Here is a 16,557-nt window from a genome sequence, read left to right on the forward strand (position 1 = left end):
TAGGTGCAGGTACAACTTTTGACCACTGTCAGGCATACTACGGTGAAGACGATGCATTCGAATTCTTCGGTGGTACAATAAATGCCAAGTATTTGGTATCTACCAGTACGCACGACGATGCTTTTGACTTCGACTTTGGTTACACTGGTAAGCTTCAGTTCTTGGTAGCCACTGTAGATGCAAATAGTACCTATTACACTAAAGACCCGAATGGTATTGAATGTGATAACGACGGAAGCAGTTCATCTTTAACTCCGTTCACTCACCCGACAATCAGTAACTTAACAATCGTTGGAACCGTTAATGGTAAGGTTGCACAATCTGCAATGGGTGATGGTAAATCCATGAAATCTTGTGCCAACTTCCGTAGAAACTGCCAATTTACTTTGGTGAACAGTATTCTTTACGGATATCCTACCGGTATCTTGTGTGAAACCACTAACAGCTATGTTTTCAAAAACAATGTTGTAAATGGTGTTAGTACTACATTTTCAGGTATCACAGCTGACGCGACTAATACTGCTGCTGCAAGTGCTGAGGCTATTGGGCTGACTTCTCCGTGGGGTGGATATACAGGTTTGATGCCTAATGCATCTCCAGCCAATGCAGGTGCAGATTTTAGTGAATTGGATAGTTGGTTTACGACTACTTCTTACAGAGGTGCTGTTGGTGGACGTTCAAACTGGTTAACTCAAGCGTGGGTAAAATAATTGTTGAATAATTTGGAGCCGTATAAAAGAGGGATTAGCCTCCCTCTTTATTCGGCTCTTTTTTGAAGAAAAATGATGAATAAATTTTTATACAGTCTCATCATTAGCATTTTTATATTTGTCTTTGCTGGTTGTGAAACAGAAGGTGAGGATATAGACATGCGATTTGAGACTTGTACTGTATCGTTTGTACAACAAGAACTAAGAAGTAGTTATGAGGTTTATTTTAATGGAGAAAAAAGTATTAATCGTTCAACATCTGTTAAAAAGAATAGTACTCTTAAACTAGAGGTCTATAAAATAGGCGAAAAACAGCCCGAATTGTCACAAGAGATAACACTGGATAATAGTAAAGACATTGAGTTGCTTAAACTTGTGGGACGAGATATTGCTATTTCTTCATCTTTGGAGGAATATACAACATTCACTCCCATAATTAGCTATTTTAATCCTAATACTGATTTATATACCGTTACGTTCAATAATGGAGAATTATCAAATAAGGTAAAGAATTATATAGCCGAAGCGGACTTAAGCGGTACATTAAAAATAGTGCGCAATGTTGATGGGCAAGTTCTTTATGAACAAGATATGACTATTATGCCAGAAGGCCAGTTCAGTCTTATGCAGTTGTCCGATACAGACTTCTTGGATATATCCGATGGTGAAGAAGCGGATCCGGAATCTCGACAATATACTAAAATTCGTTTCTTTTATACTGCTGATGCCTTTCCCGGCCATGACAAGTTGAAATTGGTAGTTTATTTGATGGATTTAGATGCTATGCAATTTACAGCCCCAATAGCAACAATTGATTTGGAAGCTGGAAAGATTTCTGAGTATATTCAAATCGATAATGATGCATTTGGCCAAGGTGTAGTAAACGGAGTATATGATTTGATAGATGAGAGTGGAAATATGATAGTTAATAATCTGGAACATTTTAATACAAGTATTCCAATAGGAACTTCTGATAATAAATTCATGACATTTCGCTTTATGGATCCTTCACATCAAGGCGGTGATAATGTGCAATGCAATTTTATCTTATCTACTCCTTGGAAATAGAGCTTTGGTACTTAAAGCCCTCCGATAAAATTAATTAATCGGAGGTGCTTTTCCTAAAAATGAGTATTTGTTAATTAAAAACGAAAAGAAATCATGAAACACACCCTGAAAGGTTGGCTGGTAGACAATGCTGTCACCGTAGACAACAAAGAAGACAAAATCCTGATGTTGGAATCAGCCGGAAGCCTTACGCTGGAGGATATACTTAGCGAAATGAAGAAAGAAGACACAGGTCTTCGTGAAGAAACCATTGAGCACGCAGTGAAGCTATATCACCGTGTGTTGTCAGACTTGATGCTGAGCGGCTATTCGGTGAATACCGGACTTTTCCGAGCCGTACCCCAATTCCGTGGTGTAGTAGACGGCGGACAGTGGGATCAAAAAAAGAATTCAATCTACGTCTCCTTTACCCAGGACAAGGACTTGCGCGAAGCTATTGCGCAGACTTCAGTCAACATCTTGGGAGAGAAACGGGACGCCATGTATATAATAGGTGGCGAAGATGCCGCCACCCGTGCCACGGACGGCATGGCAACCGCCGGACGCAACTACACCCTGAACGGACGCTTGATAAAAGTCGTTGGTGAACATGAATCGGTAGGTATCACCCTGACTGATGCTTCCGGCAAGGTCAGCAAGCTGCCTAATGATATGCTGGTGGTGAACAACCCCTCGCAACTCATTATCTTGCTTCCCTCCGATTTAACGGACGGTCACTACACGCTGACGGTCACTACGCAATACAGTGGTACAAATACATTGCTGAAAACTCCGCGTAGTACGAGCAAAGTGATTACCATCGGGCAAAGTGGTGGTTCTGAAGGTGGAAATACCAGTGATGGAAACTTGGATGAGAATCCTTTAGGATAAAGCCTCTTATCCGGCCTTTTTAGACAGAGCTGTCTAAGGAGATTAGATAGGGCTATCTAAAGCTCTTCGATAAAGCGGTTTCAGACATCAAAACAAATGCTTTCTTTCATTGAATAATTTGAAATAATAAAAGAATGATAGACATTATAGCAAATATAGCTTCTATTCTGGGTTTTACCATGCAGATGAATGACAAGTTCTTTGCGCATGGAATGAATAAAGAGCAGGCGGACAATGAAATGCTGCTGTTGTTTCTGAAGCAATTGTCCGTCAAATCCAAAGCAATAAAAGAGATACATCAGAAGTATCATTCGTTGAGTAATGATTTTCGCCTTGTAGCTGTTTTCCTGACTAATCCCGTCATCTACGAGAAAATAGTGACCAACCGGAGCCGGGCATTAAGAAATGCACTGAAAGAATCCCTGCAAACGCCGTCGGCACGTATCGCTCAAACACAACTTTCTGCCCAGTTGCGTCCCTGCTTTGAAAATCTGTTGGTGAGCATAAAGGACGAATCCCACTTGTCTGTGGAGTTTTCCGGGATAAATGATTGCGAGATGAAAGCCATATTGCGGAAAATACTTAATGCACAGAAAGAAATCTTCCAGTTGCACCAACAATTCTGTGGAATAATGAAAACCATCGGCAGTTATCCTCTCGGTAACTGGGGCGACAGTGAGTTTGACTTTATCAAAACGAACCAACGGGTATTTATCTCGGATTTCTATAGCATCATTGATTATGCGGATATCATCCTGATGGGATATTTGGATATCTACCATTGTGCATTGAACCTCAAATAACGGATTGTATGGAAAATGGTATTGAAGAAATATTGAAAGAACATGAGGCACTGTGCAGCCGGGTATTTCATCTTCTGAATACAGGTAATCCGCAAACTAAGGATATAGAACTTATCATACCTAAAGTGAAAGAACTGTTCGGAATGCTGGAAGCCGTCAATACCAAACAAATCACTGCACAGCAATATAACGGCTTGCTGAATGTGATGAGTGAATGGAACGCTATTTTCAGCTATTTCAATATTAAGATGGTGCCGTGCCGTTTACGGCCTTTCTTATGGAACTCTCCAAAGGTAGCTGTAAAAAGAATACCCCGGCAATGTATCGAGGGGATAGTGGTAAGCACGAAAATGCAAAAGACGGTTGTCATAGAGGTGGAACGTACGAAAAAGCATCCGAAGTATGGGAAAACAGTACAATATACGAAAAAGTATAAAATACATGATCCCCTGGAGGAATGTAGTGTAGGAGACCGGGTGCTTGCTCATGAAACCAGACATTTCAGCAAGACTAAATATTTTAGATTTTACAGAAAACTGTATTGAGACGGTAAAAAAAGAGTAGGTATTTCAGAATTAATATTGGATATATCACTATATGGAAAGCAAATGCATTAACAATTAAAGACTATTGATTATGAGAAGACTAACCGTACTGCTGTTCCTTGCTTGTCTATTCTCTTGTCAAAACGATGATAATGAGAAAGAGACACAACCTGAAGAGAAAGAAAGCGTATTCAGGTTTATTGATAAAGCTAATATCACAAATACGGACACTTATGAGAAGGCCGAATTTTGTTTAAGAATATACTATCCGAAGGGGGACTATACCAAATTTATAAATGACTTTATATATGCGGATAATATCCCTGATACTTTGGATTACATAGTGCCGGAACTGTATGAAGGATGTATCTATGAGTATCGTGTCTTTTTGAGTAACAAATCGTGGGATGCACCCAAGAAGTCAAAGGAATATCGATCTGCGGAGGTCAGAGTGGAGCATTCATGTGATTCCGTGCATTTTGAATATCCTAAGGATACGATAAATGCAATTGAGGCATTGGAAATAAGCAGACCATGAAATTTTATGTGTTAACAATAATAAAATGACATATATAGTAACACGTAAGGAATAGAAACCAAGAAGAAAATCCACTGGGATAACCTTTTTTAATGACTTTAAGGCAGAGCTGTCTATCGTCATTGGAGAAATAGCTCTGGCCTTGAAAAACAATCGCTCTTTGACAGAATGGGACATATACGGAAATAAAGATAACCCCTTGACCGTTTGTGTATTTGCATAAATAGCATTACCTTTGCAGATAACAATAGAGAAAGGAGGCAATAATGGCAAGACCGATAAAAGAAACTCCGATACTCTTCGGGGAGGATGCACGGAGATTTGAAGCGCGGATGAAAAATCCACCGAAAGAGACTCCGGAAAAGCTGGAAGAGATAAAACGGGATTATAAGTACATCATGAGCATTTTTAAAGAAGAAACTGATGGCAGAAATAAATAATCCAGAGTTTGGTGTTCGCCGTTTGGATGAACACGAGAGAATAGAATCGTTCGATTGCGGAGACGCGGATTTGAACGATTTTATTATGAATGAATCTTTCATTTATAGAAATGAACTGCTTGCTGTTAGTTATGTAGTGGAAGATGCCTTTGGCAAAGTTTTGGCATATTTCAGTCTGGCAAATGATAAAATTTCTCTTTCGGAATTTGAGAACAAGACGGAATTTAATCGCTTTCGGAAAAAACGCTTTGTTAACGAGAAGCGTCTGAAAAGTTATCCAGCAGTGAAAATCTGCCGCTTTGGGGTAGATGTTTCGACACATAATTTGCACTTGGGCAGCAAATTGCTTAATTTCATTAAAGGCTATTTCGTTATTAACAATAAGACCGGATGTAGGTTCATTACAGTTGATGCCTATATTGATGCAGTACCTTTCTATCTGAAGAATAATTTTTTAGAGTTGACATCAAGTGATGAGGATGCCTCTCATACAAGGTTATTATATTATGATTTGAAAATGATGGTTTAAACGATCACTCAGACATATTCTTTATTTCCGTCCCGCTAACCAACGAAAGACTTTGGTTAGCGGGACGGTTTCGTTTTGTCCCACTCTGTCTGAAATGGATATAATTTTAATCAATAATAAAAATGCTTATGGCAACAATTAGAAACAAAGAAATCAGTAAAACAGGCGGTGTATGCCTGTCATTCGTAGCTGTACTGGCAATAGCGGCAGCAACTTTATTTACCAGTGGAAAACCGGTTGAGGAGTTATCCGAAAATGCCGCTGTGGGTCGTAAATCGGTGATTACCGCCGCCGGAGCCACATTGCCGTTACCTTTCTACAGCGAGGCGTTCAAGATGTACTGGGAGAAGAACGACATCCCCGTTACTTATGCCGGTATCGGTACGGAACGCGGATTCAGAAGCCTGAAGAATCAACAGATAGACTTTGCAGGTGTGGACGTTCCACCTACCAAAGCGGAACTGGACAGTCTGCCGGTAAAATCTATCCTTGTACCTACGTGCATGGGGGCAGTGACTATCGCCTATAACCTGGAAGGTGTGGATAACCTGCGCCTGACGGGAGAGCTGATAGCAGATATCTATATGGGTAAGATATTGAAATGGAATGATGCAAGGATTGCGGCAGTGAACGCCGGCAAGCAATTGCCCGACAAGGAAATCTATCCCGTTTTCCGTCTGGACGGTAGCGGAACGACTTATATCTTCAGTGACTACCTGACGAAAGTGAGTACGGACTGGAAGGCCAAGATTGGCACGGGAAAAGCCTTGACCTTTCCACGTGGAGTAGCGGCTACGGGAAATACGGGCGTGGCCGGACTGGTAGGTAAAGTTCCGGGTGCTATCGGATACGTGGCTTCGGAATATGCAGCCAGCTTCAATACGCAGAGTGCATGGCTGAAAAACGCTGCCGGAAACTTTGTGCAGCCCACTTCGGAAAGCGTTACCGCTGTCGCAAGCGTGGGGGATGCTACGGGCATGATTACCGATTCAGAGGTTGCCGACGCTTATCCTATCAGTTGCTTCACATGGGTGGTACTTTATAAGGAGCAGAACTATGCCGGGCGTAGTCGCAGTGAAGCGGAAGAAACCGTGAAGCTGCTGGAATGGCTGATCAGCCCGGAAGCTCAGACTATCACTACCCAGGTGCAATGTTCACCGCTGCCGGAAAAGGCTGTGGAATATGCCAAGAACATGTTGAAGGAGGTGACATACGACGGAAAAGCATTGAGAAAGTAATATAAGAATACGTTCGTACTTAACAAGGAGGGACACAGCGTGATAACAAAAACAATGTCCACATCGGAGAAAAGAAAGGGGATGCAGACTGATATGCCGGAACTGCAAGCCATGATATCACAACGAATCCAAGAACAGAACTACCGGGAAGTGCTGAAAGGAGTGACAGCCTTCCCATGGTGTACGGATGATCCGTGCGTCTTTCGGACCGCTGCGGGTAACTTGTGGATAGCGGTAGGGCATGTGAACCGGAAATCGGAAGTGCCCAAGTTCAGTTATAAGAACTTCCTCTGCGCCTATCTGCTGGGTAATGCAGAAGATGGGGTGGCTGCTTATCTGGACTTGCAGGCTGCCGCTTGGAAGGGGGTGGAACTGGTGATGTTCTCCTCCCATGCGGATGGTCTGTCCGCTTTGTACGGAGATGGGAGAGCGAATGACCGGGATTTGTTGTACCGTTTCTTTGGACGAAACTACGTTTTTGCTGTCGGCTTCCGGAAAAAGGAAGAGAAGGAGCAGGCATCGGCTGGTGATAAGATATTTATTGCCTCCGTGGATGCGGTTGGATTCGGGGAAATTGATAAGGACGGCAAACTGGCGGTCATCAATAAGATAATGAGCTATGAACAGTTTTTTGATGACGAGGACTTGAAACCGATGTGGGGAGCGCTTGCCGTGAAACTGTTCATCTTGAAATGTAACGGTTATCGGGAATCGGCCAAAGACCGGAAAGCATTGGACATTTTGCTTCATGACATGATGAAACTGTGCAAATCAATGGAGTTGACTGCCGGATTGGATGACCAGAAACGGAAACATCCGGAAAGTGCCGGGATAAACCCGCAGATGGCTCTGCTGAAGAATGAGGCGATGGTAAAGGTGCATAACGGTATGGATGAAAAGGTAAAAAGCAACTTGCCGCTACTGGAATGGGCCGTCAATCACTTACCGGCTAAGTTGCTTCAGGAGTTTGGTACGTTCGTTGAATCGGTGCCCCAAATAAAGGAGCCTACAGCTTACGATAATCTAATGTCGCTGGAGAGTGTGCTGAAAGAAATGGACCGTCTATTCAAAAAGGCAGCGGAGGAAGAGAATTTGTCTTTAACTAAAAACAGCATGACAGATGGGTAAACAAGAAACGAAACCGGATAAGAAGCCCATGCGGATGGTAACATCCAAGATGAGCATTGAAGAAACTATTGAGGTGCTTCGCGAGGATCTTAAGACTAATGTACGTTCCAAAGCATGAAGAAAGCATATCCTGCTGAATCCGAAGGTGGAGGGAATGGCCAGATTCCCGTCCGGGGTTGATTCTGTTTTAATCAACACTCCCGTAATGGAATGGGGAGTGAGATTCTATGTTCTCAGCAAGCAGGAATGGAAGCAGCAGACTATAGATAGATGCGGCCAGTTCTATTGCTTGGTACCATCGAATGCCGGTTTCCATGTTTATCTCTTTGTCACGATGGACACGGGTGAGAATGCTGTTTTTGTTTTCCCTCCCCATTTTTTTATACGTTACCGTGAACGGTACTGGGGAAAACACAGTACGCTGTCCGGAAAGATTTTGAGAAAGACTTATTTGAAGGATAACCTCGTGATGCGCTACGGCCTGCAACCGGGCAGCGAGGAACGGGTGACCGGAGCACGGATATACAGCGCATCCTCCCATGGCGTTGCGCTGGGGATTGTGTTAAATGACGAAGCGTATCTCTTCAAGACATTCATCACCTACGCAATGACGAAAGGGGAACAGATACCGTTGTACATGCAAGAGAAATTGAGCATGGAAAGGGCGCAGGTGGAGTATTATAATACCGGCAGGCTGGCTGACCTGGTGGAACTGGAAGAACGCGACAGGAAACGAAGGGAAATGCTGATGGCCGAGGAAAGGCGGCGTGAGGAAAAGGAAAAACGTAGAGCGGCTGAGCCGGGGGAGGCTTACTTCTATGTGGAGGGGCCATTGACTCTTATAATGCCTGACGAAGAAATACAGGAAGAAAATACCGGATTCTGGCAACGAGGAACTACCATGTTCTGCGACTCCAAACTGATTGAAGAATCGCAACGGGAGATGCGCGAGCTGGCATCGGTTGAAGCCCGGATTCAGGAACTAAAGAATATACCCCAAAAAGCGGAAGAGAAAAAGGGCGTTTTTAAAAGATTGTTTGGCCGTTATTTCTGAACAATCCTTGTTGATTGACAGAGATTGGCCAGTGTAAGTTTAAACTAAAAAAGATTGTGATGACAAGAGAAGAAATAATCCTTTGCCGGAAAGCGCTTGTTGCTTTTCTCTTTATGGTGGCTGCCATGTGTCTGAGTATGCTTACGTCCTGCTCCAATGAGGACGAGATGTTTGACAGGGAGACTACAGAGGTACTGCCTTCGGTGATTAGTGAGGATAGAACATTGTACACCGATACGGAGTATCTGATTAGTAAGCCTGTGTTTGTGACCAACGGCGCCACGCTGACCATACAACGCGGCGCATTGCTGAAAGCTCTTCCCGCATCGGGTCAAGGGAAAGCGACGATTGTCATTACAAAGGGGTGTAAGATTGTTGCCAACGGTACGGAGGATGCTCCTATCGTGATGACGGCATTGATCAAAGAACCGGGTAGTTGGGACGGTGTGATTGTGTTGGGGAAGGCTCCTGTCAGTTATGAGTGTGAGACTTTATATTGTGGAACTGTTGCTACGGATATTTCTTATGGAGGTTCTGAGGAGAATGATGATTCCGGTTCCCTACAGTTTGTCCGGGTGGAGTACGCCGGTGCCGCCGGCGGGGCAGTGACCTTTGACGGTGTGAGCCGGGGAACTACGATAGACCATTGTCAAAGTTACTGTAGCGGTGGCGACGGGTTTATGTTCAACGGAGGGACGGTGAATGCCCAGTATCTGATTAGTACGGGTGCCAGCCAGAACGGATTGTGCTTCAATGAAGGATATACGGGGAAATTGCAGTATGTGATGGCTACTGCACCTATTCGGAAGAGTGTGTGGAGCGTGGTTAGCTGCAATGGGACGGGGAAATTGGAAGTTCCGTCTTTCTATACACATCCGGTGATTGCGAACCTGTCTACGGCGCATGATAATAAATCTCATGGCCGACGGTATCCGATTGCGGTTTCCGCATATAGCCGGCTGACACTGGTGAACAGCAGTACCCGCGAGGCTGTGGCAGATGATGACATTCCTGTCCAACTGATTGGTGGCCAACCGGGAGCGTTGCCGGGTATCGATTATATCCTGATTAACGCTACGCGTGAAGTGACTTCCCTGACCCCTGACAGGTTTGTGCTGGATACCTTTTTTGAACGGACGGATTATGAGGGGGCCGTGGCTCCGGATGTGATGAAGGACAGGGATTGGACTAAGGCCGGATGGGTGAGGCAGGGCAAGAAACCATGAATTACAAATTAATAAATTATTTAAACCATAAATGATTCAATACAACGGAATAACCTTGCTGCGGGACGAGGACGGAACCCCGATGCAAGTAAACATCGACCTGCGGGTGCATGGTACAGAACTGGATGCCTTCATGCGTGCCCACGGGCTTACCGCGCAGGAACAGAGCGAGATGCTCCGTTCAGTGACGGGTGAGGACATCTCTCCGACTTATGTGGCGGGTGGAAAGGTGCAACAACATGTGCGCTATCTGCCGGAAATGAAAAGACAAATACAGACAGAAACGGACAGGCTGTTCGTAAGCCCGCGTACAAGGCCTGTGAGTGTGATAAGGAAAGAGTTTCCGGACTTGCTGCTGCACCGCATCGTGCGTGTGCTGACACCCATTCCCCGGACGAAGGCGGCAACGCCGAAAGCCTTCGAGCGGTATTGCGGACGGGACACCTTCTGGGTGCGGTTCAAGATGCAGGGCATGATGAACGTCACCTGGTGCGTATTCTTCACAATCCATGACGAGGGAATCGTACTGGTGAGGCACCTTGCCGGAGCAGGAGAAAACGATGAAGACTTATGAACTGCCGGATAGTCATAGCGGTGTTGTCCGTCTGTATCTTCTTGAGCTTTTTCGTTACCCTTGTATGCATAGGGGCAGTGCACAGGGCAGAAAAGCGTATGAGGACGAGGAATAGAACAAAACGGTTGGGAGAATGGGATTGAAACTTAAAATATTCATAGGTTATGCCATGCTGATACTTCTGTTGGGATTCATTATTTACCTGTTCCGCGGGGAGCGTATGAAACGGGATGAACTGAAGTGGGAAATGAAAGAACTGGGCATAATACGCGACCTTACGCGCAAAACTTACGGTCATCTGCTGGAACTGGCGTCGCAAGGCGAAGTGGTGAGCACCTGGAGCGAAAGCGACTTACGGCTATACCGTGAGAGAAGAGAAAAGACGTGCGGTGTCCTGAAGGAACTGCAGCAGTTTGTACATACGCCGGAACAGCAGGAACGCATAGACTCGCTGTGCCTGCTGCTTGAGCAGAAAGAGATGCTCCTGTCAGCGGCCATGAGCACGTTTGACGAACTGGAAAACATCGGCGAGACGGTGGGCGAAAAAGTGCCGGCTATCGTCAGGCAGGTGCGCAGGCAGCCGACAAGGAATATCCTCGCCCCTGCCGTGAAGGAAGCTTATGCCGGGACAGCAACCACCGGGGAAGAACAGCCGGAGAAGAAGAAAAGTTTTCTGAAGAAAGTTTTCGGCGGAAAAGAGAAAAAATCCGCTTACCGACAACAACGGGAGCAGCAACGGGCGGCATCGGAAAAAGTGCCGTCGTCCACCACTCGAAACAGCGGGAACAATGCCGCTGTCCATCTTCTCCATGCGTTGAGCCGCGAAGTGACTGAAAAGCAGAAGGAACAGCGGGAAAAGCTGTCGGCCCAGATGGACAGCCTGCACTTGAGTAGCCGGGCGCTGAACAAGAGGCTGAACGGGCTGGTCGGTGATTTTGACAAGGTGGCGGGTGAGCGGTTGGAAACGAGATACAATGCCATTGCGGCAGACCGGGAGAAATCGTACAATACGGCGGCGACGCTTGCCCTTTTCGTATTCCTGCTTGCCATCGTGCTATATACCCTGCTGCACCGCGACGTGAACAGGTGTCTCCGGTACCGCAGGGAACTGGAATCTTCCGACCTGAAAAACAAGGAACTGCTGCAATCCAGAAAAAACATGATGCTGACCATTGCCCATGACCTGCGTGCGCCGCTGACAGCCATCAAAGGGTATGCAGAGCTGTTGCCCGGAGAAGTGGACGAAAAGCGGAAGGATGAGTATGCGGTGCATATCGTCCGCTCGTCCGACTATATGATAGGACTCGTGAACTCCTTGATTGAATTTTATCTGCTGGATGCAGGCAAGGGGAAAATGAACGTGACGGTTTTCCGTCCGCTGTCACTTTTCGATGAGATAGTGAAGCTGCATACACCGTCGGTCAGAAAGGAAGGGCTTACACTCTGTACGGATTTTGAGGGACTTGACACCGTGGTGGAAGGAGACCGCCCGCGTATCATGCAGATAGCCAACAACCTGCTTTCCAACGCCATAAAATTCACCCGGAAGGGGAAAATCAGTCTGCAGGCGGCATACGGGCAGGGAGAGCTGCGCTTCAGCGTGCAGGACACCGGACCGGGCATGACGGAGGATGAACAGAAGAGGATATTTAGGGCCTTCGAGCGTCTGGACAATGCAAGGTACCTGCCCGGCTTCGGCCTTGGGCTAGCCATTGTCTCCCGTCTGACGGAACTGCTGGGCGGGCGCATCACGGTGGAGAGCCCTTACGGGACGGGCAGCCTGTTTAGGGTGGCCCTCCCCCTGTCGGAAGTGGCGAAGCATGGGGAGGATGGAGAAAACGGGTATGCGGAGGACTACGGACTGGAAGGAACATACGTGCTGGTTATAGATGATGACCGGATACAACTGGATATAACCCGCAGGATGCTTGTGCGGAACAAGGTGCGGTGCGAATGCTGCCGGACGGTGCGGGAACTGATGGCGGCACTGAGGGAAAGAACATACGACCTGCTTCTGTCGGACATACAGATGCCGGACATGGACGGTTACAGGATACTTGATCTGCTGCGTTCCTCGAACATGGAGAACGCGCGTACGATACCCGTGCTGGCAGTTACGGCCTGCGCCGACGATGAAGAACATTATATTTCCTTCGGGTTTGCGGGCTGCCTGCGGAAGCCGTTCTCGATGGACGAACTGATAAGCACCGTAAGCCGTATGGTGGTAAAAACGGGGAAGAAAGAACCCGATTTCTCGTTCATCCTTTCGGGGGAAAAGGACAAGGGAAGGATGCTGGATATTTTTATACGGGAAACGGAAGAGAGCATCCATACACTGGAAAATGCGCTTTGCGGGCATGACAGGGATACGATACACAAGGTGCTGCACAAGAACCTTCCCTTATGGGAAACGGTGCGGATGAACTTTCCGATGGCCCGCCTGCGCGGTCTGGTGACACACACGGCGGCTGTGTGGGAGGAAAGGCAATATATGGAAGTCGGGGAGATAATCCATGCAGCGGAAAAGCTGGCGGAGTCGGCAAGAAAAATCAGGGAGAGTATAGATGAAGAGCATACTGATTATAGAGGATGACATCGTTTTCAGCCGTACCATAAGCAATTGGCTGGTGAAACAGGGCATGAAGACACAGTGCGTGGCGACCATAGCGGAGGCGCGCAGGGCGATTGCGGGGAAGCCGTTCAGTCTGATACTGGCCGACATGCGTCTGCCGGATGACAACAGCCTGTCCCTACTGGAATGGATGAGGGAAAGGCGGTGCACGGTCCCGGTCATCATCATGACCAACTACGGGGAAGTGGAGAATGCGGTGACAGCTATTAAGCTGGGTGCCACGGACTATCTGCGCAAACCCGTGCAGCCTGACATCCTGCTAGAGCTTATCGTCGGAATAAAGGAGGGAGACAGCGGCAAGCCGTCCTTCTACCGTGGCGAAAGCGCGAAGGCTCAGGAGATGTACAGGCAGATAGAACTGATAGCGTGCGCCGACATTTCGGTATTGCTGCGGGGGGCGTCGGGCACGGGGAAGGAACATGTGGCGCACGAGATACATGAACGAAGCCACAGATGGAACAAGCCGTATGTTCCCGTTGATTGCGGGACGGTTCCGGAAGAGCTGGCGGCATCGGAGTTCTTCGGACATCTGAAGGGGGCGTTTACGGGTGCGGAGAGCGACAAGGCGGGACTGTTCCGGACGGCTGACGGGGGTACGCTGTTTCTGGACGAAATAGGAAACCTCTCGTACCGGACACAAGTGATGCTGCTGAGGGCGTTGCAAGAAAAACGGTATAGGCCGCTGGGGGACACGAGGGAGTACCCGTTTGACATACGGCTGGTGGCCGCCACGAATGAGAATCTTGAGAAGGCCATTGCAGAGGGACGTTTCAGGGAGGATTTATTTCACCGGCTGAATGAATTTACCATACGCCTGCCGTTGTTGGCGGAATGCAGGGAGGACATACTGCCGCTTGCGGACTTCTTTCTTGAAGAGGCCAATGCCGAGCTGGGCAAAAGGACAGGTGGTTTCGACAGGGAGGCCCGGAGCAGGCTGGCTGCCTATCAGTGGCCGGGGAATATGAGGGAGATGAAGAATACGGTAAGGGGTGCCGTACTGCTTACGCCCGACGGAGAACGGATAGCCGCTGGAAGTCTGGCTTTTTCCGTTCGGGAAGCGGACGGGGCGGATGCGTCAGAGACGCTTGCGCTGAATGATGCGCAAAAAGAGAAGGAATGCATCATGCGGGCATTGGAAGAGACCGGAGGCAACCGTAAGGAGGCGGCAAGGCTGCTGGGAATATCAAGGAGCACACTTTATGAGAAATTACGGAAGTACGGCTTTCAATAACCGCGTGTCCGGCTTCCGTACACGTGTCCGGCTTTTACACGACACATTGATATATACATGTTCTTTTGGAAAATTTACAAGTGGTTGTAATACAGTAGATTGTCTTTGATACTACCAACTAAATTCGTACGATGGTATCTTTCTTGCCCTTCTATGGCATGTAAATGAAACAAATACAATTATTGCCATGAAAATCTTGAAAGATACTGTCTTGTTCGGATTGTTCGCCTCTTATGCGGACGGAGTCCGCAACGGTGAGGAGAAGCTGTCTGCCGCCTATGATGATTTTGCCACGTTGCTGGCTACGCTCCCGACAGACGGGACAAACATCTGTGCACAGCTGCGCAGGCTGTTCTACACGAAAATAGAGTTGAGGGGGATTCAGGAGACTGTTTCCACAAATGGCATGGAAAGGCACGTTCTGTTCGATGTTTACATCGGCAAGGCACTTGCGTTGCTGGATGCGGAGGAACAGATGATGAAAGAGGTACTCCGGCATGGTGGAACGGAGGCAATGGGATTGAAGGAAGAGGCGGTATGCAGGAACGGGAAGAAGGGTTCTGTAACGCTGACGTGGAACGGCACGGACAGCGACTTGATAGAACTGGTGGCGGCGTTGATGGCTGCCGGAGTGATAGGAACAGCGGAAGGTAGGGAACTGAAAGTGGTGGATGTGATACGGGTGTTCGAGGAAGTTTTTCACTTGAAAATCAATGCCCTATATACCAAGCGTGGAAAGGTGTTTGACCGTTGTACGGACACCACTCCGTTCATCGACTCCCTGCGCAGGAGCTACAACCGGATGCTTGACGCACGGCTGGCGTAAAGGTTGCACGCCAACAGCCGCCAACGGACGACTTGTATGTGTTCGGTATTGCGGATTGGCAGGCGAATGGCTTTTTTTGCCGTCGGTTATTCACATCTAAAAAAACAAGGTTATGTCAATCCTGAATGATATTTGGAACCGTATCGTCCGGAGAACGGACCGGCAGAAAGTGACAGCAACGGAAGCTGCCGGAACAGAAAAACGGGTGTATGCCGTGGCCACCGAAGAGGGGGTGATGCTGTTCTCGGACACTCCGAAAGGAATGAAGGCACGTAACAGTTATCTGCAACATCTGGCCGACGGCTTCTTCAACGTGGCCAAAGTATCTGAAACTCTGCGGATATACGAGATAGACCTGCCTACCAAACGGGTAGCGGAACTGGCAGACAACTGTATCGAAAAGTTGTCCAAAGCGGATTTGCGGAGTACGGACGCACAATTGCGCAGGTCGGTGGTGAGCTTCACTCCCGACAAGTTTGCGGACAGGAGTGTATTGGACGGTGGTGTGTGCTGGGCAAAGTTTGACCTGCGGCCCGATTTCCATAATTTTGACCGGCTGACAAGGGAGTTTGGGCTGGGCATCTCGCCGCGGAACTATGATGTGGCGGCATTGCTGTACATTTCGGAAAACGGGTACGCCGGGATTGTTGCGGCAGACAAGGTACATCCTTTCAGCTATGAGTATGAGTTCAGGGAACTGGCGGAGAAACTGGAAGACAGCATGAAGGCACGGATGAACGCGCCTCTGTCGGCACACGACTTCGGCTATGCGGCCTTGCAGAAAGAGGCAAGGGAGATGGCGGCGGACTTGTTGCAATCGGAGTTCCATGCCAAGGATGGGGAGTTCAGGCTGGGCGCACGGATAAGCTGGATTGAAAGGATGGAAACGTTACATCCGATGTCGCGTCCACATTCGGAAGAGGTGAAGACCGGCAAGTTACCGGAGACATACCGCAGGCAGGAAACACCGAGACAAAAGCCTTCTGACAGACAACGGCAGGCGAGGCACGTCGCCCCCATTGCTCCGCAAAAGAAAGAGAAGAAACAATTAATCCTATAGAATTTATGGAAAAAAAGAAAATGCAGGCGGTGGAAAGCGGTAGCCTGTACATGACACTGGACGCTTTTTACAAACCCGTGTATCT

General features: G+C 47.5%; 18 protein-coding genes. All 18 read left to right on the top strand.

All coding sequences use genetic code 11. The features are described from left to right. The first annotated feature begins 92 nt into the window (after positions 1 to 92). The 18 genes from BT_RS00005 (at position 93) to BT_RS00080 (ending at position 16,472) form a co-directional block, all read left to right on the top strand. Positions 93 to 710: a hypothetical protein gene (locus BT_RS00005; RefSeq protein WP_011107050.1), complete on the top strand. Its 618-nt coding sequence runs from the start codon at positions 93 to 95 to the stop codon at positions 708 to 710. A 72-nt stretch (positions 711 to 782) separates the two neighbouring features. Then, positions 783 to 1,778, top strand: coding sequence for a hypothetical protein (locus BT_RS00010; RefSeq protein WP_009039994.1), 996 nt, complete (start codon positions 783 to 785; stop codon positions 1,776 to 1,778). 93 nt (positions 1,779 to 1,871) lie between these two features. Beyond that, the gene (locus BT_RS00015) at positions 1,872 to 2,648 is read left to right on the top strand and encodes a DNA-binding domain-containing protein (protein WP_009039993.1); all 777 of its coding nucleotides are present in this window, start codon (positions 1,872 to 1,874) and stop codon (positions 2,646 to 2,648) included. 134 nt (positions 2,649 to 2,782) lie between these two features. Further along, positions 2,783 to 3,451, top strand: a complete 669-nt coding sequence (locus tag BT_RS00020; protein WP_008647129.1) for a hypothetical protein — start codon at positions 2,783 to 2,785, stop codon at positions 3,449 to 3,451. Between the two features lie 248 nt (positions 3,452 to 3,699). Then, positions 3,700 to 3,996 carry a 30S ribosomal protein S17 gene (gene rpsQ / locus BT_RS00025; RefSeq protein ID WP_055235409.1) on the top strand — a complete coding sequence of 99 codons (297 nt, stop codon included), beginning with the start codon at positions 3,700 to 3,702 and terminating at the stop codon, positions 3,994 to 3,996. Between the two features lie 91 nt (positions 3,997 to 4,087). After that, positions 4,088 to 4,534: a hypothetical protein gene (locus BT_RS00030; RefSeq protein WP_011107052.1), complete on the top strand. Its 447-nt coding sequence runs from the start codon at positions 4,088 to 4,090 to the stop codon at positions 4,532 to 4,534. Between the two features lie 266 nt (positions 4,535 to 4,800). Further along, positions 4,801 to 4,974, top strand: a complete 174-nt coding sequence (locus tag BT_RS24300) for a hypothetical protein (protein WP_009039991.1) — start codon at positions 4,801 to 4,803, stop codon at positions 4,972 to 4,974. After that, a complete protein-coding gene (locus BT_RS00035) occupies positions 4,958 to 5,503 on the top strand; it encodes a hypothetical protein (protein ID WP_011107054.1) in 546 nt (181 codons plus the stop codon). Before BT_RS24300 ends, BT_RS00035 begins: the two co-directional genes overlap by 17 nt. Positions 5,504 to 5,631: 128 nt before the next feature. Next, positions 5,632 to 6,741 carry a phosphate ABC transporter substrate-binding protein PstS gene (pstS, locus tag BT_RS00040; RefSeq protein WP_011107055.1) on the top strand — a complete coding sequence of 370 codons (1,110 nt, stop codon included), beginning with the start codon at positions 5,632 to 5,634 and terminating at the stop codon, positions 6,739 to 6,741. A 39-nt stretch (positions 6,742 to 6,780) separates the two neighbouring features. Beyond that, the gene (locus BT_RS00045; protein ID WP_225011893.1) at positions 6,781 to 7,869 is read left to right on the top strand and encodes a hypothetical protein; all 1,089 of its coding nucleotides are present in this window, start codon (positions 6,781 to 6,783) and stop codon (positions 7,867 to 7,869) included. After that, positions 7,862 to 7,987 (top strand): hypothetical protein, encoded by a 126-nt coding sequence (locus BT_RS24800; RefSeq protein WP_256593211.1) that lies wholly within the window; start codon positions 7,862 to 7,864, stop codon positions 7,985 to 7,987. The genes BT_RS00045 and BT_RS24800 overlap by 8 nt, the downstream gene beginning before the upstream one ends. 36 nt (positions 7,988 to 8,023) lie before the next feature. Further along, the gene (locus BT_RS00050; RefSeq protein WP_225011891.1) at positions 8,024 to 8,923 is read left to right on the top strand and encodes a hypothetical protein; all 900 of its coding nucleotides are present in this window, start codon (positions 8,024 to 8,026) and stop codon (positions 8,921 to 8,923) included. A 59-nt stretch (positions 8,924 to 8,982) separates the two neighbouring features. Further along, on the top strand, positions 8,983 to 10,149 hold the full coding sequence (locus BT_RS00055) for a hypothetical protein (RefSeq protein WP_011107058.1): 1,167 nt from the start codon (positions 8,983 to 8,985) through the stop codon (positions 10,147 to 10,149). A gap of 172 nt (positions 10,150 to 10,321) precedes the next feature. Further along, entirely contained in the window at positions 10,322 to 10,723 is a 402-nt protein-coding gene (locus tag BT_RS00060; protein ID WP_225011890.1) for a hypothetical protein, read from the top strand. A gap of 133 nt (positions 10,724 to 10,856) precedes the next feature. Further along, positions 10,857 to 13,316, top strand: a complete 2,460-nt coding sequence (locus BT_RS00065; RefSeq protein WP_162303140.1) for an ATP-binding response regulator — start codon at positions 10,857 to 10,859, stop codon at positions 13,314 to 13,316. Further along, on the top strand, positions 13,288 to 14,586 hold the full coding sequence (locus tag BT_RS00070; RefSeq protein ID WP_009039983.1) for a sigma-54-dependent transcriptional regulator: 1,299 nt from the start codon (positions 13,288 to 13,290) through the stop codon (positions 14,584 to 14,586). Before BT_RS00065 ends, BT_RS00070 begins: the two co-directional genes overlap by 29 nt. A gap of 187 nt (positions 14,587 to 14,773) precedes the next feature. Next, entirely contained in the window at positions 14,774 to 15,412 is a 639-nt protein-coding gene (locus BT_RS00075; RefSeq protein WP_009039982.1) for an RteC domain-containing protein, read from the top strand. A gap of 112 nt (positions 15,413 to 15,524) precedes the next feature. Beyond that, positions 15,525 to 16,472 (top strand): DUF6047 family protein, encoded by a 948-nt coding sequence (locus BT_RS00080; protein ID WP_009039981.1) that lies wholly within the window; start codon positions 15,525 to 15,527, stop codon positions 16,470 to 16,472. Positions 16,473 to 16,557 lie beyond the last annotated feature (85 nt).

Origin of the sequence: Bacteroides thetaiotaomicron VPI-5482 (assembly GCF_000011065.1) — a bacterium.
GTDB classification, from domain to species: Bacteria; Bacteroidota; Bacteroidia; order Bacteroidales; family Bacteroidaceae; genus Bacteroides; species Bacteroides thetaiotaomicron.